This window comes from Sorangium sp. So ce1036 (assembly GCF_051369805.1).
In the GTDB taxonomy this organism is placed as follows: domain Bacteria; phylum Myxococcota_A; class Polyangia; order Polyangiales; family Polyangiaceae; genus Sorangium; species Sorangium cellulosum_F.
Genome location: NZ_JBBMOX010000001.1, coordinates 9882743 through 9900425, shown reverse-complemented (window position 1 = coordinate 9900425; position 17683 = coordinate 9882743). Strand labels below are relative to the sequence as shown.

The 17683-nt window shown below is 66.8% G+C and carries 13 protein-coding genes and 2 pseudogenes; 6 read left to right on the top strand and 9 right to left on the bottom strand.

The window, feature by feature from the left end; genetic code table 11:
* Nucleotides 1–78: 78 nt before the first annotated feature.
* Complete coding sequence (locus WMF31_RS37250; RefSeq protein WP_436606496.1) at nucleotides 79–468, top strand: DUF2750 domain-containing protein; 390 nt, start codon at nucleotides 79–81, stop codon at nucleotides 466–468.
* A 494-nt stretch (nucleotides 469–962) separates the two neighbouring features.
* Here WMF31_RS37250 and tnpC (WMF31_RS37245) read toward each other — a convergent pair whose 3' ends face one another.
* Together tnpC (WMF31_RS37245) and WMF31_RS37240 are read right to left on the bottom strand one after the other, a co-directional pair.
* Entirely contained in the window at nucleotides 963–1919 is a 957-nt protein-coding gene (tnpC, locus tag WMF31_RS37245) for an IS66 family transposase (protein WP_436606643.1), read from the bottom strand.
* A gap of 107 nt (nucleotides 1920–2026) precedes the next feature.
* Nucleotides 2027–2155, bottom strand: coding sequence for a hypothetical protein (locus tag WMF31_RS37240; protein WP_275938689.1), 129 nt, complete (start codon nucleotides 2153–2155; stop codon nucleotides 2027–2029).
* A gap of 143 nt (nucleotides 2156–2298) precedes the next feature.
* On the opposite strand from WMF31_RS37240, the gene WMF31_RS37235 reads away from it, so the two are divergent.
* A complete protein-coding gene (locus tag WMF31_RS37235) occupies nucleotides 2299–4131 on the top strand; it encodes a hypothetical protein (protein WP_436606495.1) in 1833 nt (610 codons plus the stop codon).
* Between the two features lie 203 nt (nucleotides 4132–4334).
* Here WMF31_RS37235 and WMF31_RS37230 read toward each other — a convergent pair whose 3' ends face one another.
* Entirely contained in the window at nucleotides 4335–4625 is a 291-nt protein-coding gene (locus WMF31_RS37230) for a hypothetical protein (RefSeq protein WP_436601510.1), read from the bottom strand.
* 225 nt (nucleotides 4626–4850) lie between these two features.
* Between WMF31_RS37230 and istA the strand changes: the two genes are divergently transcribed.
* From istA to WMF31_RS37210, 4 genes are all read left to right on the top strand, one after another.
* The gene (istA, locus tag WMF31_RS37225) at nucleotides 4851–6338 is read left to right on the top strand and encodes an IS21 family transposase (protein WP_436606494.1); all 1488 of its coding nucleotides are present in this window, start codon (nucleotides 4851–4853) and stop codon (nucleotides 6336–6338) included.
* Nucleotides 6335–7096 carry an ATP-binding protein gene (locus WMF31_RS37220; RefSeq protein ID WP_436606493.1) on the top strand — a complete coding sequence of 254 codons (762 nt, stop codon included), beginning with the start codon at nucleotides 6335–6337 and terminating at the stop codon, nucleotides 7094–7096. Before istA ends, WMF31_RS37220 begins: the two co-directional genes overlap by 4 nt.
* Before the next feature lie 160 nt (nucleotides 7097–7256).
* Nucleotides 7257–11975: an RHS repeat-associated core domain-containing protein gene (locus tag WMF31_RS37215; RefSeq protein ID WP_436606492.1), complete on the top strand. Its 4719-nt coding sequence runs from the start codon at nucleotides 7257–7259 to the stop codon at nucleotides 11973–11975.
* 8 nt (nucleotides 11976–11983) lie between these two features.
* The gene (locus WMF31_RS37210; protein ID WP_436606491.1) at nucleotides 11984–12340 is read left to right on the top strand and encodes a hypothetical protein; all 357 of its coding nucleotides are present in this window, start codon (nucleotides 11984–11986) and stop codon (nucleotides 12338–12340) included.
* A 293-nt stretch (nucleotides 12341–12633) separates the two neighbouring features.
* Here WMF31_RS37210 and WMF31_RS37205 read toward each other — a convergent pair.
* From WMF31_RS37205 to tnpC (WMF31_RS37180), 6 genes and pseudogenes are all read right to left on the bottom strand, one after another.
* Nucleotides 12634–12864, bottom strand: a pseudogene (locus WMF31_RS37205) (hypothetical protein); the annotation flags it as partial.
* Between the two features lie 79 nt (nucleotides 12865–12943).
* Nucleotides 12944–13213: a hypothetical protein gene (locus WMF31_RS37200; protein WP_129348459.1), complete on the bottom strand. Its 270-nt coding sequence runs from the start codon at nucleotides 13211–13213 to the stop codon at nucleotides 12944–12946.
* Nucleotides 13210–14046 (bottom strand): ExeA family protein, encoded by an 837-nt coding sequence (locus WMF31_RS37195; protein WP_129348457.1) that lies wholly within the window; start codon nucleotides 14044–14046, stop codon nucleotides 13210–13212. The genes WMF31_RS37200 and WMF31_RS37195 overlap by 4 nt, the downstream gene beginning before the upstream one ends.
* Nucleotides 14047–14132: 86 nt before the next feature.
* Nucleotides 14133–15542, bottom strand: a pseudogene (locus tag WMF31_RS37190) (IS481 family transposase); the annotation flags it as partial.
* 100 nt (nucleotides 15543–15642) lie between these two features.
* The gene (locus WMF31_RS37185) at nucleotides 15643–16332 is read right to left on the bottom strand and encodes a hypothetical protein (RefSeq protein ID WP_129348455.1); all 690 of its coding nucleotides are present in this window, start codon (nucleotides 16330–16332) and stop codon (nucleotides 15643–15645) included.
* Between the two features lie 116 nt (nucleotides 16333–16448).
* Nucleotides 16449–17591: an IS66 family transposase gene (tnpC, locus tag WMF31_RS37180; protein WP_436606490.1), complete on the bottom strand. Its 1143-nt coding sequence runs from the start codon at nucleotides 17589–17591 to the stop codon at nucleotides 16449–16451.
* Nucleotides 17592–17683 lie beyond the last annotated feature (92 nt).

Genomic DNA, 17683 nt, shown 5'->3' with positions numbered 1-17683 from the left:
CCTCCAGGACGCGGACCTTCATCGAACTCAGCATAAATTCGACAATTACGGTCGAGCAAACAAGGAGCGGAAGAATCCATGAGACGGACAAGTGAGCATGAGATTCAAGCTGTGCTTCGTCTTGATGGTCCCGAGCGATTCCGCCACTTTGTGAAGCGTGTTGCGGACGACCAGATAGCATGGGGGCTCTGGCAAGATGGATGGGCACTCATGGCCAATGCAGACGGCTGCCAGGTGTTTCCTCTCTGGCCAGCTCGGGAATATGCTGAGATTCATCGGGAGGGAGAATGGGCAGCCTACGAAGCACGAAAGATTCCTCTTGCTGACCTTCTGGATGAGTTGCTTCCGAGATTGGCAGAAAGTGGTATTCTGCCGGGTGTGTTTCCCACGCCCAGCGGAAAGGGCGTGACACCGGGCTCGGAAGAACTGGCAGGTGCTCTGAGGAAGGAATTGGAGAATTATGAATAATCCATGTTCCTGGAGAGTGCGACGTTTGCCCCGGTTGAACGCTCTGTTTGCCCTCAATCGTCTTTGGTTCTCTACTTGTCGAGGCGTCGACGAGTGACCAGGTATCACTGTTGCCGAGCACGCTCTTTGATGGGCGTGCGAGCCGGCTCCGTGATGGCGTGCTGGGATTTGGAGAGGCGGCGCTCGGGGTGCATGCGCCGATCAACCTCAGCCTGTACCGTACACTGGGCTTAATCCGACGAACTACGTCGACCAGAACGGGATGTGGCTCGAGTCGGCATGGGACGCCTTCAGTCTGGCGACGGGCGTGGTGTCGCTGGTCGTAATCGCCCAGCCATCGCCATGGGCGCGACCCCTTGCGGCGATCGTCGGGGTCGACGATACTGGGCGCGGGCGGCGACTACCTGCGGTCCGAGCGGACCCGGCGGGCACGAGAGAGCCGGCGAGGTGCTCCCCTCCGGCACCCCGGTGGCGAGGATCGAGATCCGCGTCGTTCAGGGCGCGCCGGCATCGCCGACGGCCGGAGCAGCGGGCGACGAGCGCGCCCACGCGTCGGGCAGCAGCTCGTCCAGCCGTTCACGCGGCCAGCCTCCCTGCAGCTTGCCGAGCACGTCTGTCGCCCAGGCGAGCGGGTTGACTCCGTGCATCCGGCACGAGCCAAATAGCGTGTAACCGACGGCGAGGCGTTCAGCTCCCTTGTCCGAGCCTGCGAACAAGTAGTTCTTCCTCCCGAGCGCCACGGATCTTAACCGCCGTTCGACTTCATCGTTGTCGATCTCGAAGCGCCCATCCGTGAAGCAGCGCCGCCACGCTGCCTCCTGGTTGATCGCGTACTGGGTTGCGATGTAGAGCGGTGTATTCGGCACGAGCCGCAGGTGCAGCTCTTGAATCCACTCATACAGCTTGTCGACCACGGGGATCGACAGCTCGTGCCGGCGCGCCAGGCGTGCCTCCGGGGAGAGCGCCTCGGCTTTGCAGGCCGCTTCGATGCGGTAGGTGGCCTTGAAGTACGCGAGCGCCACGGCGGCCCGTGCGTCGCCACCCTTCGCCGCCTTCTCGAACTTCGCGCGGATGTGCATTCCACAGCCGAGCCGGCGCTCCTCGGGCACGATCACCTCACCCTCGTCGTCTCCGCGCAACATCGCGCCGTACCCGGCGTAGCCATCACCCTGCAGGTAGCCGGTGAAGCCCTGAAGCAGCGCCGCCGGATGCTTTGCCCTCCAGTCCGGTGCGTACACGAACGACACCAGCTCGGCCCCGACGAAGCCCCAGATGTGCCCTCTCTTGACCCCCGCTGGATGATCCCGATCCAGCACGCGCATTCCCGTGTCGTCGGCGCGCAGGTAATACGAGCCCAGCACGCGCTCCTGAATCCGCTTCGCCACAGCGCTCGCGAGCTTCGCCGACAGCGCCGTGTTCTTGTCGCGCAGATCGACCAGCAGCCCGAGCACCAGCTCGATGAGCTCCGAGAGCTGGCCGGCAGCCGCGAGCTGCTCCAGCTTACGTCGCACATCCGCCAGATCGGCGGGCAGCGCAGCATGGGACGGATGGGGACTGGTCAGCGGGCGCGCTGGATATCGAGCCCGCGCGCATCCATCAAGCCTTGCTTCGACGCGTCGATGTATCTCACGCCAAGTCTCCAGCGCTTGCGCCGTAAAGCCTGCGACAGGTCGAGCCCTTCGAGCATCAGCGACAGCTCGGCTGCCTCGACCTCGATGTGGGTCGCTCCTTTGGGCAGGTCGCGGGCGAGGTGGAAACGGCCACGGGCGAGTTTTTTTTTGCAAAAATGGCGTATCCAGTGCGATCCCGAACGCGCCGGGCGAGGTCCGCGTGCTCGGCGGGGGGACGAAGCGCTCGACCTCCGACGACGTGGAGCTCAACGTCTACAAGGTGCCGTCCACGGCCGCCGACTGGAGCGGCGCGCAGCGCGTGGCGACCGCCAGCCTGGGCGCCGGCTTCGAAGGGGCGTACCAGGTCACCGGCACCGGCATTCGCCTCGATCCGGGCGACTTGCTCTACTTCGAGCTGAAGTCCGACTCGCCGGTGGATCCCGAGCGGGTCGGCTGGGAGCCCTTCGTCGAGTACACGCGCTACAGCCGGCCGGACCCGGACGCCGAGGTGTACGTGGAGGGGGCCGTGCTCGGGTGCGGCCCCTCCGAGGAAGATCCGGAGGCGATCGTCTGCGAGATCGAGGACGATCCGACGCCGGAAGATCCGGTGCCCGTGAGCTTCATCGTGCAGCAGCCGGAGGTGAACGTCGCGGTCTTCCTGTGGCAGGCCGGCGCGCCGACCGTCCCGGTGACGGCGGAGAGCTCGACCAGCGCGGGCACCTTCATGAAGGGCCCGACGGAACATCCGGTGTGCGCCCTGGTGCAGGGCGTCCACAAGCTGTTCTCGAAGACGTGCCTTGGCCCCGCGGCGACGGGTCCGGTCGCGCTCGACCCGCCGGTCGGCATCACGCCGGGGGAGCCCATCTACTTCACCCTGATCTCCAGGTCGCCCATCACGTGGGTCGGAGGATTGCCCGGCATCGGGCAGGTGTCCTGGGATCCCTCGACCGGAGGGGACCTCGCGCCCGTCAACGTCCGCTGGCTGGATCCCGACTTCGGCGACACCGAGGCTCCGGCGCCCACGCACGACATGATGGCGGGTGGCTATCACCGGTGGTCGTTCGGCGACTACCGCGGCGACCAGGCCTTCAGCGAGCCTGCGCTCCAGTACGCGAACGTGAGCGACGACGCGTCGCCCTTCTTCTTCGCGACCATCTCCCGCGTGGGGGTGCCTGGTGGCGCCGGTCCCGTGTACGGCACGCGGGGTCAGAGCAGCTTCGTGGGGCGCGGGCTGTTCTCGCCCGGGCGCACGAAGGCGGGCCGCGGCTTCTCGGGGAGCGCGGGCATCCAGGCGCTGCGGCTGTCCGATACGTGGAGCTACGGCCTGGACGCCAGCGCTTTCAACCTGAACCTCGGGATCGGCGCGGCCGATACCACGGGTGAGGTCGAGTTCCTCGACATGAACGGGGACAACTTGCCCGATCTGGTGACGCGCGACGGCGTCCTGTTCAACACCGGCAGCGGCTTCACCGAGAAGCGCGCGGTCGACTTCGACGAGTTCCGTGAGGTCGACCAGGAGAGCATGCGCTTCAAGGTGAGCATGTCGCTCGGCGGCAACGACGAGAAGGACCAGGCGGTCCCGGACACGGACACGCGCGGTCGGACGCGCGCGGTCATGTCCACGAGCTTCTCCGTCGGGCTCGACTACGCGGTGAGCTCCGCGAAGACGGAGCTGCTCGACATCAACCAGGATGGCCTGCCGGACCGCGTCTCCTTCACTCCTGCGGGCGGGAGCCCCGTCGTGCGCCTCAACACCGGCTACGGTCTCACGGCGCCGATCGTGTGGTCGAATCCGGACTGGAGCTCCGGCCGCTTCGGCCTCCGCGAGGACGTGCTGAATGATATCAACGTGATGGACGTCGCGACCGGCCCGAACGCGGCGCGCTACGAGGACACCGGCTCGCTCAGCGCAGGCGTCTCGGTCGGCGCGTCGTTCAGCGCAGGCGTCTTCGGAGGCGGCGGGCACGTCGGCGCGGGGTACGTCTACAGCCTCAACCGGCAGGCGGTGGACTTCATCGACATCAACGGCGATGGCCTGCTCGACTGTCGGTGATCATCGCGTCCCGCGTCCGATCGGTGAAGACCGCGGCCGCGTGATCGCCAGCGTTCACCGTTCACCGCCCGCACCACCTGCGCCGATCTGGGCCCCGCTCGCCTCCGCAGCGTAGACGTTGGGCCCGCCGAAAAGTCGAAGGCCCGAGGGCTGCCACCCTCGGGCCTTCTGGAGCTCCGCCTTGTCGGAGTCCCCCACCCTCATCACAAGCCGGGCTCCAGGTCCAGAAATCGGCGGCATGGAGCTCGTTGCCTTCGTCCACCTACCGCCTCGCCCTCTGCGCCTGCTGCCGCGTCCAGCTTCGCCTCTGCCGTCGCTGCGATCGCGGCCAGCGCCTCTGCCTCGACTGCCGCCCGCTCCGGCGTCGTGAGTCGCTCCGCCGCGCCGGCGCCGCCTATCGGACCCGGCTTCGCGCTCGCCGCCTCCATGCCGCTCGCCAGGCCCGGTACCGCGAGCGGCAGCGGGACAAGTTCTCGGCGCAGAAAGTGACGCATCACAGGGTGACGGAAGCCGCGGCCGCGTCGATGTCCCAGGTCGCGCCGGAGATCACCCCCGGCCGAAAGGACAACGATGACGATCGGATCCGAGATGTCGGCCGCTGCTCGCTCTGCGGAGCGCGGCTTCCACACTGGGCCATGCGCGAGCGGCGCGCTCGGCCAGCTCTCCACCGACGCGCTCCCCGCGTCCCACGAGGGCCACCGCGGTGACGGGAGGTGGCGGTGATCGCCAAGGAGAAGGAGGCCGAGATCCTGCGCCTCTACCACGGCGAAAAGTGGCCCGTTGGCACCATCGCCGGCCAGCTCGGGCTGCACCACACCACCGTGCAGCGCGTGCTCGGGCAAGCGGGCGTCGACCCGAAGGTCGTCGCGCCGCGCCCGTCCATGGTCGACCCGTTCGTGCCGTTCATCGTCGAGCAGCTCGGCAAGTATCCCTCGCTGCGCTCGAGTCGCCTCTTCGTCATGCTCAAGGAGCGCGGTTATCCGGGCGGTCCGGATCATCTGCGCCGGGTGATCTGCCGCCTCCGCCCCAAGAAGCCGGCCGAGGCATTCCAGCGGCTCCGCACGCTGCCCGGCGAGCAAGCGCAGGTCGACTGGGCGCACTTCGGCAAGCTGGCTATCGGCCGGGCTCGGCGACCGCTCTGGGCCTTCGTCATGGTGCTCAGTTACTCGCGGCGGATCTTCCTGCGCTTCTTCCCGGGCGCGGCGATGCCCTTCTTCGTGCGCGGGCACGTCGAGGCGTTCGCCGAGTTCGACGGTGTTCCACGCGTGCTGCTCTACGACAACCTCAAGAGCGCCGTCGTGGAGCGCCACGGCGACGCGATCCGGTTCCACCCCATGCTGCTGGATCTCTCGGCGCATTACCGCTTCGAGCCGCGCCCCGTCGCCGTCGCCCGCGGTAACGAGAAGGGCCGCGTCGAGCGCGCCATCCGCTACGTCCGCGAGGCGTTCTTCGAGGCCCGGACCTACGCCGACCTTGACGATCTCAACCGACAAGCGGCCGAGTGGACCAGCTCCGCGGCGCTCGATCGCTCCTGGGTCGAGGACCGCGCCCGCACCGTGCGCCAGGCCTTCGACGATGAGCGCAGCGTCCTCTTGCAACACCCCGACACGCCGTTTCCGGCCCACGAGCGCGTCGAGGTCGAGGTTGGAAAGACCCCCTATGCGCGCTTCGATCTCAACGACTACTCCGTCCCCCACGACCGGACGCGCCGCACGCTGGTCGTCTTCGCCGACCTCGAACAGGTGCGCATCGCCGACGGCAACGAGATCGTCGCGACCCACGCCCGTTCGTGGGATCGCGGTCAGCAGATCGAGCAGCCTGAGCACATTCAGCGCCTCGTCGATGAGAAGCGCCGCGCCCGCGAGCACCGCGGCCTCGATCGCCTTGCCCGCGCCGCCCGCAGCAGCCAGGCCTTCCTTCGCGTCATCGCCGAGCGCGGCGACAACGTCGGCAGCGCGATCGCCCGGCTTCTGCAGATGCTCGACGCCGTCGGCGCCGCAGAGCTCGAAGAGGCCCTCGTCGAGGTGCTCGAGCGCGACACGATCCACGTCGGTGCCGTCCGCCAGGTGATCGACCGCCGCCGCTCCGAGCGCTGCCTGCCCCCTCCGGTCTCGATCCCCGTCACGCGCGGCCAGCACGCCAACGTCGTCGTCACGCCGCATTCACTCGCCACCTACGACGCCCTGAAGAAGGACTCGACGCTATGACCGACCTGACGCCCATCGAGACCAAGTCCCGCCTCAAGAGACTTGGTCTCTTCGGCCTGCTCGCCTGCTTGGATGAGCTCGCTGACAAGCCCTGGCTTCACGAGGTGCTCGCCATCGAGGAGCGCGAGCGGCACAAGCGCAGCCTCGAACGCCGCCTCAAGAACTCCCGCGTCGCCACCTTCAAGCCCATGAGCGACTTCGACTGGTCCTGGCCCAAGAAGATCGACCGCGAGGCCGTCGACGACCTGTTCGCCCCCGGTTTCGTCGCCACCGGCCACAACGCCGTGCTCGTCGGCCCCAACGGCGTCGGCAAGACCATGATCCTCAAGAACGTCGCCCACCAGGCCGTCGTCCGGGGCCACACGGTCCGCTTCTCGACCGCGAGCGACATGCTCGCCGACCTCGCCGCGCAGGAGTCCTCGGCCGCGCTCGCGCGAAGGCTGCGCCGCTACACGGTCCCCGCGCTTCTCTGCATCGATGAGGTTGGCTACCTCTCCTACGATAGCCGCTACGCCGACCTGCTCTTCGAGGTCGTCACCCGTCGCTACGAGGCGCACAGGCCGATCCTGCTCAGCACGAACAAGGCCTTCTCCGACTGGGGCCAAGTCTTCCCGCACGCCGCGTGCGTCGTCACGCTCGTCGACCGGCTCGTGCACCGCGCCGAGGTGATCGAAATCGAGGCCGAGAGCTACCGGCTCAAGGAAGCCAAGGAGCTGAGCGCCCTCCGCACCAAGCAGCGCCGCGCCAAGAAGCGCTGAGCCGCCTCTTTCCCGGGATACCTCACCGGCATCGGACGTGGATTTCACCGGTGAACTTCACCGGCAGCCGACACGATCTTCACCGGCATCGACTGCGGATTTCACCGGTGAACTTCACCGAATTCCCGCGGGTTGCCGGGATCATCAACAGCTCGACCACGTGAGCCGCCTGCCCGAGCCGAAGGCCGGACAGGAGGAGCCCGGAGCGGAGCCCGGAGAGCAGCCGCTCCACGTGAAGCTGAACCTGGGCGATCGCTTCGACGCCGAGCGGACGTGGCCGCTCCCGCAGTGGCCGGTCGCTGTGAGAGACGAGTTCTCGAGCCTCGGCACGAGGATCCTGGAGAAGGTGGACGGCGGGGACGGCAACCCCGAGGCGCTGAGCTTCAGCACCTCGCGCGACTACAGCGCGACGTTCGACGCCGAGATCTGCGTCTTCTTCGTCTGCGGCAGCGTCTACGGCTTCTACAACGACACGGCGGGCGGCAGCGACGTGGCCTGGCGTGACGTCGACGGCGACGGGCTGGTCGATCACGTCGCCAAGGTCGACGGCCAGGCCGAGGTCTACGTCAAGCTGAACCAGCTCGGGAGGGCCAACCTCCTCAAGGCCGTCAATCGCCCCTTCGACGGCAGGTTCGAGCTCGACTACGAGCGTTATGGCAATGAGGTCGGCGACGAGGCGGAGCCGAGCGTCGACCTGCCGGGGAACAGCTACGCGCTCGTCGGGATCCGCTCGATGGACGGCCGTGGCCAGACGCTGGCGCAGGCCGTGGACTACACGGCGCCGGCGGGCGGGGGCGCGCGCGCGCAGACGGGGAAGTACGATCGCGTCGAGCGCGAGGACTACGGCTCGTCGATCGTGACGGTGACGCGGGGCGAGGAGGGCAGCACGGGCGACGGCTCGCAGATCGAGACGTGGTACTACAATCAGGACTACTACCGTCGTGGGCTGGTTCATCAGACGAGCGAGCGAGGGGTCTCGGAGAGCGGCGATCCCATCCCCTACACGCGCCAGACGTTCACGTACGAGGACCCGACGCCCGGCGGGGTGAGCGTGCAGGCGAAGCCGGAGCCCCTCGTGGGCTCGTTCTTCCCCGCGGAGACGCATCGCACGACGGCGTGGTTCGAGGGCGAGGCGACGGCGCAGAAGTCCACGGAGGAGCGGCGGACCTGGCGCTTCGACCACGGCGGCCTCGATACGCTCTTCCTGAGCGCCGACGAGGGCGCCGCGGACGACCTGTTCTATGAGGTCGAGTACGACACGCGGGGCTTCGGCTATTCGAGCTCCGGCGAGCTGTACCTCGCGCAGCCGAGCAGGGTGGTGGCGCGCAGCGGGAGCGCGTCGGGTACCGTGCTGCGCGACCGGCGGGCCACCTATCATCCGACGACGGGCGCGCTCGAGACGTTCAGCCATCACATCACCGGAGGTGGCATTCCGGGCTCCACCGCGACGTACAACGACGCCGCGAGCACGGTCACGATCGAGCGGGACGACTTCGGCAACATCGCGAAGGTGACCGACCCGAACTCGTACGAGCTCACCTACGGCTACGACGGGACGGGGATCTACAGGACGAGCATCACCGACTCGTTCGGCTACGAGTCGGAGAGCCGCCCGAACTACCTGTTCGGTGCCGTCGCCACCACGACCGACCTGAACGGCCACGACACGAGGTACAAGTACGATGCGTTCGGCCGGCTTGTCGCGGTGTGGGGGCCGAGCGACTTCGTGGCGGATCCCGTCGCGCAGGAGGGCGTGGTCCCCACGCTGCGCGCCGTGTACGGGCTGCAGCCGGGGGCTTCTGCCGCGCCGTTCTGGGCGATCATGGGTCACAAGGACGTGTCCCGCAACGCGCCCACGGTCCCGCCTCATCAACACGACTACGTCGAGACGGTCATCTTCATCGACGGCTTCGAACGCGTCATTCAGACGAAGAAGGATCTGGAGAAGGACTTCGGCGATCACACCGAGGTCGGGATGACCGTCAGCGGCCGCCTCGTGTTCGACGAGCGCGGGCGCCGGAAGGCGCAGGGGCATCCCGTCTTCAGCACGGAGGCCGCCACCGTCCTGGTGGATACCCCGGCGATGAGCCCCGAGTGCGACGACGATCTCTTCACGAGGTGGGAATACGACGTCCTCGGGCGCGTGACCAGGCTGACGACGCCCGCCGATCCGGAGGACGTCGAGAGGAGCTGCGTCGAGGTCAACACGAGCTACGGCTTCGGGCCGGATCAGGACGGAGTCCTGCGCTTCCGTACGACGGTCACGGCGCCCGACGACGCGATGACCGTCCAGCACCGGGACGTCATGGACCGCGTCGTCGAGATGATCGAGCGCGCGAATCCAGCGGACGGGACGCCGATCCTCACCCAGTATCGCTACAACGCCGTGAGCGATCTGGTGGAGGTGGAGGACGCCGGGGGCAACGTCACGACCGCGACGTACGACACGCTCGGACGCATGGTGAGCCTGGACAGCCCAGACGCCGGGCTGATCGAGTGGGCGTACGATCGGGTCGGCAACCTGCGGGAGAAGCAGACCGCGAAGCTGCGGGAGCTCTCGCAGCGCATCACCTACGAGTACGACTTCAATCGGCTGCGGCAGGTGACGTATCCGACGAGCACGTCGCGGGTCTACACCTACGGGGGTCCTGAGCTCGCGGGCGACGAGAACGGGAACGTCGCCGGGCGCGTGATGGCGGAGACCAGCGAGGCCGGCGAGCGCACGTTCCTTTACGACCGGCACGGCAACCGGGTGCAGATCGAGGCGACGTTCCACCGGCTGCGTGAGCCGCACCGCGGTCCGTACCGCTACCAGGTGCAGCATCAGTTCGACGCGTTCGGACGGGTGCTGCGCATCCGGTTCCCCGACCTGCGGGTCGGGCCGAATCCCGATCAGGAGCCGCTCGGCGACCCGAGCCGCGAGGTGATCAGTTACAGCTATGACGCTGGAGGCAACCTCAAGAGCATCGTCGGGCTGAACACGCAGATCAACGAGCAGCACCCCGACGAGTCGCCGAACACCATCTACCTGGCGCACCTCGGGTACGACGAGCTCGGGCAGAAGGTCCGGCTCATCGCGGGCAACTTCATCGAGACGACGTACGAGTACAAGCCGCGCTCGCGCAGGCTCGCCCACGTCAACGCGGACCACCGCGATCCGTTCCTGCGCCAGCAGAACAAGCCGGCGAGGCCGTTCCAGCGGCTCAGCTATACGTACGACGAAGATGGGAACGTGACCGAGCTGCGGAACGACGCGCCGTTCGACAACCAGATGAACGGGAGCGTGCTCGTCGGGAATCTGCTTCACAGCTACCAGTACGATGCGCTGGACCGCCTGACGCAGGCGTCCGGCGTGGTGCAGACCCGGAACGACTGGAGGTACCGCTACACGCAGGCGTTCGCGTACGACGACATCCACAACATCCGCCGAAAGACGAACGCGAGCTGGCGGCAGGTGCCGGACTTCTCTCCGGGCGCAGACGACGACTTCCGGGACGATCACGTCATCCCCGAGCAGACGTACGACGCGATCTACACCTATGATGGACCTCGGCCGCACGCGGTGACGCGCACCTCCGAGCAGCCCGCGAACGAGTCGCAGCGCTACGATCGCGATTACCTGTACGACGAGAGCGGCCATCAGAAGAAGTGGACCTTCCGTGGCGCCACCCGCGAGATCACGTGGAACGAAGAGGGGCTCGCGAGCGAGATCAAGCTCAACAACCAGACCCGTTCGAGGAATCTCTACGACGGCGAGGGGCAGCGCGCGATCTCGAAGCATGACGTCGTGGGTCAGGAGGAGACGGCATACATCAGCCAGGACCTCACGATCCGGGACGGCCGCTACCTCACCAAGCACGTGTACGCGGGGGAGACGCAGCTCGCGTCCAAGATGGACAGCGCCTGGCTGAACTACCCTCCGACGCTGTACTTCCACACCGACCACCTCGGCAGCACGCAGTACGCCAGCAACGAAGAGCAGACGCTCATCCAGCACGACGAGTACTTCCCGAGCGGCGAGCTCTGGCAGGATGAGACCGACTCTCGTTACGAGCTGGCGCGCCGGCACACGTTCAGCGGCAAGGAGCTCGATCTCGGAACGGGCCTCTACTACTTCGGAGCGCGGTACTACGACGGGCGGCAGAGCCAGTGGCTGAGCCCGGATCCGATCCTTGATATATATATAAGCAACGCCAATGCGATAGCACGGCGACGCAACCCGAACATCGACCATTCTCAAGCGAGCGACGCCATCGTTAGCAGCCCATGGCTCCAGAGCATGTCGCCTGCGACAGGGCGGCGAGAGTGTAAACCTCGAACGACAGGCTGCGAGCGTTCTGGAACTCAAATGACGGGCGGCCACGGTAAGACATCCCACTCCGTGCTCCACTCGATGAACATTGCCCTGTACACATATACGTGGAACAATCCGCTGCGGTTCGTCGACCCCACCGGGCTACTAGTGGATGCGGTGTATGACACGACGGCAGGAACGCTTACTGTAACAGATAGAGACACAAAGAAGACGATCACTGTTGAGGTTGAGTCAGGCGGGAAGCCATTCGGCGATCCTATTCCAAAGGGGAAGTGGGAGATCCTTGAGCGCGGTGGTAAGAGGCCGGATTGGTTTCGTCTCGACGCTGTGGATACGAAGCCTCGTGATGATGTTCATGAACCAACGGGACGTGGCGAGTTCAGATTGCATGGACCTGGGAACACGCTCGGGTGCATCGCATGCAAGGACCGGAATAAATACAACGATCTCGTCAGGCTTGTGCATGACACAAAAATGGAGGTGGTGACTGATCAGGGGGTTCCTTGGTACAATTTTTGGTCGAATGACAAGATCAAGAAGTTCGGCGATTTGACCGTGAAATAGGATGGGCCATGCTTGCCAGTGATATGGGAGTCGTGCGTCACAGGTGGAACGTGTTGGTGGTTGGTCTGCTCGCTGGCGCGGTGGCTCAACACTGGATAGTCGGTGCCCGCATCGCCCACGCTGCTACGATCTGCTGGAAGACAGGAGTGGAGGCGGGTCTGATAACCGTGCACGGCGTTCCCCAGATTATGTTTGTTGTGTTTAGCGGGATTGGTGTCGCTTTAAGCGTCCTGGCGGCGCAGCGGCTGCTGCTCAAACGGAGCCTCGGTGGATATATGGCGCTGCTCTCGACGGCCGCGTATATCGCGGGAGTTACGGTGTGGGGTGCGCTCCTCGCGACGCCGTTTGTACAAATTGTATATTGAGCTGGCTCGCGACTTCAGCATGTGGGCGCACCTGATGCATCCCCTCATATAGTCCCAAGAATTTCACGGGTCACGGCGTGCTCACGGAGCACCTCGCCATACGCTGTCATGAGTTGAACAAGCCGCTCTTCCCGCATCTTGGGAATGGTGTTACCGAGCACGCTCTTTGATGGGCGTGCGAGCCGGCTCCGTGATGGCGTGCTGAGATTTGGAGAGGCGGCGCTCGGGGTGTATGCGCCGATCGTAAGCGTTCACCGACCGGACTACGTGTGAGCGGGGGATCGTCAGGCGGTGAGCAAGGAGGGCGCCGGCCGACCGTGGAGATTCGCTTCGCAAGCATCGGTCAGGTAGTCGAGGACATTGCGCTTCTGTATCCGCAGCGTCGTCACGACCGTCAGGATGCGCTCGACAAATCGGCTGCCGTTGGGGCTATCGGTTCCAAAGCTGGTCTTTCTCCACATCACCGCGTGGCGAATGCGCTGTTCTCCCTCGTTATTCGTCGGCTCAACACCTTCAACATCGACTGAGCATAACCACGAGAATTGAGGGGCTCTTGCGCACGGAGCTTGAGGGACGCGGAGCGTCAAGCGGGTAGCTTGCGCGTCAGAAGGGGATGCCGTCATCGTCGGGTTGTTCGAGGACGCGGTGGACGGCCGAGCGGTAGGAGCGGATGGCGCCGCGGAGCGAGCGGATCTGGACGAGCAGATGGCGTGCCGCGCACAGCGTAGGCGGCTCCGTCGGCTCGGCGAGCGTGTCGAGGGTCGGGTGCTCGAGCCGGAGCGCGGTGGAGACGGCATCGAGCGCAGCGGAGAGCAGCCGCAGCTCCAGGAGCTCGCGCGCGGCGTAGAGCCTGCGGCGGACCGAGGGGCTCATCGCTTCTTCGTCGATGCTTTCGGCCGCTGGGGCGGAGAGAAGACCTCGAGGTAGAGCTTCTCGTCGAGCCGTGGCAGGCCGCGGTCGGCGCCGGCGGCGAGCAGCTCGTCGCAGAGGTTCATCAGGATGCGGTAGTTGCCAGCGGCGTGATCGACGAGGGTGGCCTTCAGCTCCGGGGTCATCAAGGCGAGGTTGCCGGCGGCCTCGAGGAGATGGTCGAGACAGGCGGTGAGATCGTCGCGGGAGGCGTAATCGAGGTGGAGGCGGCGGCGGATGCGGCTGCCGAGGGGCAAGAGCTCGGGGGTACGCAGCCGCTCGGGCAGGCGGCCGTCGCCGGCGAAGATGACGCAGAGCAGCTGGCGAGCGTCGAAGTCCTTGCTGGCGAGGATGCGCAGCTCGCAGAGCACCTGAGTGAGCGCCTCCTGCGCCTCATCGAGGATGAGCACGGGGCGGCTGCGCGTCGTGCTGATGTGCTCGCTCCAGCGCGTCCGCAGCGCCTTGAAGCCGCCCCAGCGGTTATGGGCGCTCAGGGGCACGCCGAAGAGCTCGCCGAGCTCACGATAGAAGTCGGGCACGCGGCTCTGCGGGTGCTCGATGGTCCCGACCGTCACGTCAGGCAAGGTGCCGAGGTGCTCACGCACGAGCCTGAGCGCGACGCTCTTGCCGGTGCCGGGGTCGCCGGTGACGAGCGCGAAGCCGCCGTCGGTGACGCCGCTCTCGACGCGCCGCAGGAAGGTGTGGACCTGTGGCGTGACGTGGAGCGCCTCGACGGGGAGGTCGGGTCGGAAGGGGTTGAAGATGAGACTGTAGAGGGACAGGATCTTCGAGGTCATGAGAGGGCCTCCTCCGTCGATTCAAGACAAGGATCTTGGTTCGCTGGGTCGAGCGCGGCGCCATCCTCGGGAGCGCCGTCCTGCCCGCCGTCGTCGAGCGCCAGGTACGCAGGCGGCAACCCGGTGGCGGCGTACTCGGCCATCAGCGCCTTGAGGTGCGGCGCGATCCCGGAGCGCCGCGGCGCCGGCGCGGGCTCGGAGAGCGCGCGGCGCGCGCGATCGGCGTTCTTGACCTTGTCGAGCGGCCGGAGCGTGGTGAGGTGAGCGCCGGTGCGCGGGTCGACCAGATCGACATGGCTGAGGTCCCAGCGCGCCACGCGAAGGCGGAGCCGGTTCAGGGTGCGATAGGCAGAGGGGACCTCGTAGCGCACGCCGCACGCCGTCACGGTCCCATCGCTTTTGCGCTGGGTACGCGTGATCTCCATGCGAAAGGCGCGGCGCAGCTCCTCGGAGCCAGGGCTGGGCCGGCCGACGTCGGGACCGCGAAGGTAGCGTTCCAGCGGCGTCTCCTTGAGCTCGCTATGGACAGCGCGGTGGTACTCCTGCTCGATCCATGCCTGGGTGGCCTGGTTGAGCAGGCTGAGGGTCAACCCCTCGACGCCCTCGAGCATGGCGAGCAGGCGCTTTTCGATCGGGCCCCAGAAGGACTCTTGTTTGCCGTTCTGGGCGGGCGTGCGGGGCATCGTGTTGAAGTTGACGATGCCGAGGCGCAAGAGCCCCTCCGTGGTCTCGGCGGCGACCATCTGCGAGCCGTTGTCGTCGAGCAGGGCGCGCGGCAGTCCTCGCTTCTGGATCCCCTGCGAGAGCGCATGCACCAGGGCTTGCGTGTTCTCCTTGTAGTACCACTGCCCGTGGCAGCAGACCCGCGAGGCATCGTCGAGTACGCCGAGCATGACCGGCTTCACCCACGCGCCGGACGGGTGGAGCACCTTGAGCGAGCCCTTGTGGAAGTCGAGGTGCCACAGCCCGTTGACATGCTCGACCTCGAAGGACCTGACCTCGCGGGGCACGTAGCCCTCGCCCCGGGCGATACGGGTCTGCCGCTTCTTCTTCGTCAGGCCCTGGTCCTTCATGAAGCGGCAGATCGTCGCGTAACCGGGGAGCTTCCCGAGCGATGGATCCTGCTTCGCGCTCGCACAGAGGTTGTCATAGTGGAGCTGGTAACTCCAGGTCTCGTGCTCGGCGTGCTGCTTGCCGAGCGCGGCGGCGAGAGCCGGCGTGACGCTCGGATGGGTGCCGGCGTGCTTGGGCACCTTGCGTGCGAGCGCCCGAAACGGGTCGAGCTCGCTGCGCGCGGCGTAGTACCACCGCTCGATCGTCTTGGCGGAGAAACAGACCGTCTCGCCGGTCGTCGGGTGATGCCAGGGGCGGCCGGAGAGCTCGGCGATGGTCTCGCCGAGCCGCCCCCGCACCGCCGGCGAGGCGAGCAGCGGTCCGATGATCGAAAGGCGCAGACGTGCCCATCGCACGCGCGCTGGCGTGTCTTCGTGGCTCATGGGTCCTCTCCGCGGGCAGGGTCATCTGTCCGTGCGCCGCGAGGGAAACCCTACGCCAACCTGCGAATCCCTTCATTTTACATCTTCTGCGTGCCCCTCATCAGGCCCCAGCGCTCCTCAGAAATCGTGCGCCGTCAGCGACAGACCCCGTGCTCAGCGGCGCCAGCAGCTTGAGCAGCGCCGTGACCTGCTCGACGGCGCTGCCGGTCAGCCGCTCGAGCAGCGAGCAGGGCAGTCTCGCCGCGTCCACGGGCGAGGCGAGCAGCCCGCGCAACGCCACGAACAGGCCCGTGACCGGCAACTCCGTCTGCCACCACCTCGACCACCGCCCGAGCGTCCGCGCCGGGACCTGCGTCGCCGGGGTCCGTCTCGGCGAGGCCTGCGCCGGCGCGACCTCTGCCGGCGGCACGTCTGCCGGCGGGACCTGCGCCGGCGGACACGCCGTCGTGCGCCGCAAAAGCGCGCTCGCGCTCGCGACGATGACGACCGCGCCGAGGTAGACGCGCCGGCCCAGAAAGACGACCGACGGCGGCGTGCGCCGCCGCCGGCACCCCTCCCGGCGGCAGCAGTAGCTGATCCTTCGCACCGGCGGCTCCGCGGTCGCCGCGATGAAGCGATCGCCGCGGGGCTTGCGGTCATAGTCGCTACGATCCAGCGGGCCGCCGCACCGCGGGCACCCCGCCCGCGCCACCTGCCGCGCGATCTCCTGGTCGATCTCCTGGAGGCATGAGAAAAATTTGTCCCCGAGGACAAAGGCGAGCCAGCATGCATCCTCTCCGGTCTTCCACACCCGGAGCGGGCCCTCTCGGACGACTTATGGCAAGTTTTCTGAGGGGGCTTCGTCTTTTGTTCCTCGGCAAACCTGATCGGAATCGAGCGAACGCCCCTCCATCTTGAAGGCGCTGCTCAGACGAAGGTCCAGAGCGCCGGCTCGAGTTCCAGTATCTCGCGACATCGACCTGCAACGGCGCGCAGCGAGCAGCCCGCGCCCTCACGCAGGTGCGCAATGACATAGTTGCGCAGGGGCCCCATGCGCTTCTGAAACTCCCTGCGCGTCATCGTGCCGTCGCGCACTCGATGCCAGAGGTGGAACATCGTCTCGGTGAGCAACTCCAACGCGCGGCCAATGGCGCTCGCTTCAGCGCCATGAGTTTGGAACCCGAGGAACTGACGCAGGAGGTGCGCCCAGCAGAGCTGTCGCCGCTGGGTGTCGACCCACGCATAGGCGGTCCAGCGGTCCGAGATCAGAATCCTCGAAAACGCCGAACCGAGCAGCTCCTTGGCCACGTGCGCGCCGCGGCTATGGCGGATGGCGAACAACGCCATCCGGCCGGTCACCGCGATCCACAGCCAGGCCCGCTTACTCTGCTCGAACCACCCCGTCTCGTCCATATGGACGATCGATTCTTTGGGCAGGGCTTGGGCGATCTCTTCGACCGGTGCCGCGAGGGCCTCGCTCGTCGCCTGCTCCAGGTTGGAGACGCTGCCGAGGGCGATCGGCACACCGAACGCGTCTCCCACCAGCTCGTCGATCGCGCGCTTGAACAGGCGGTAGGCGCCGCTCAAGACCGCGACCAGGGCTTGCAGGCGCGGCCCGAACGAGCTCGTCGGGACCCCAGGCGGCAACGTCGCCCGCGTCGAGATCCCGCACCTGTCGCACTTCAGTGCATGCAGCTGAAACTCTTCGACGGTCGCCTTCGCCCTCGGAATCTCGACCACCTGATGACGGTGAGGATCGGGGTCGTTTCCCGCCAGAGCCGTGCCGCAACGCCGGCACGCTTCGGGCTTGCAGGTCTGGAGCTTGTCCACCTGCTCGGGCGGCACGAGTGTGCGACGATGTTTCTCATGCCCCGGCTGCCCACCACGCCGCCGTCCTGTGCGCTTCGGGCGAGACGGCGGCGGCGCGCCGGGAGGATCGGTCGAGGGCGGCCGGGACGAGTTACCGGAGGACTGGGCGAGCTGTGCTTCAAGCTCGGCCACCCGCCGCATCAACCTCGCGACGAGGGCCTCCAGCTCCTCGATCCGGTCGTCTCGCCAATCGCGCTCCACAGGACCCGAACCCTACGCAGCTGGCCTCCTCATGCAAGCGACCGGACATTCTCCGGAAGGTGGCTGCGGGACAAGCGGTCCGGGCAGTGAAC

Coding starts and splice junctions, on each gene's coding strand:
- WMF31_RS37250 (WP_436606496.1), top strand. CDS start 79: ATGAGACGGACAAGTGAGCATGAGATTCAAGCTGTGCTTCGTCTTGAT.
- WMF31_RS37240 (WP_275938689.1), bottom strand. CDS start 2,155: ATGCTCGAAGGGCTCGACCTGTCGCAGGCTTTACGGCGCAAGCGCTGG.
- WMF31_RS37230 (WP_436601510.1), bottom strand. CDS start 4,625: ATGCGTCACTTTCTGCGCCGAGAACTTGTCCCGCTGCCGCTCGCGGTA.
- WMF31_RS37220 (WP_436606493.1), top strand. CDS start 6,335: ATGACCGACCTGACGCCCATCGAGACCAAGTCCCGCCTCAAGAGACTT.
- WMF31_RS37210 (WP_436606491.1), top strand. CDS start 11,984: ATGCTTGCCAGTGATATGGGAGTCGTGCGTCACAGGTGGAACGTGTTG.
- WMF31_RS37200 (WP_129348459.1), bottom strand. CDS start 13,213: ATGAGCCCCTCGGTCCGCCGCAGGCTCTACGCCGCGCGCGAGCTCCTG.
- WMF31_RS37195 (WP_129348457.1), bottom strand. CDS start 14,046: ATGACCTCGAAGATCCTGTCCCTCTACAGTCTCATCTTCAACCCCTTC.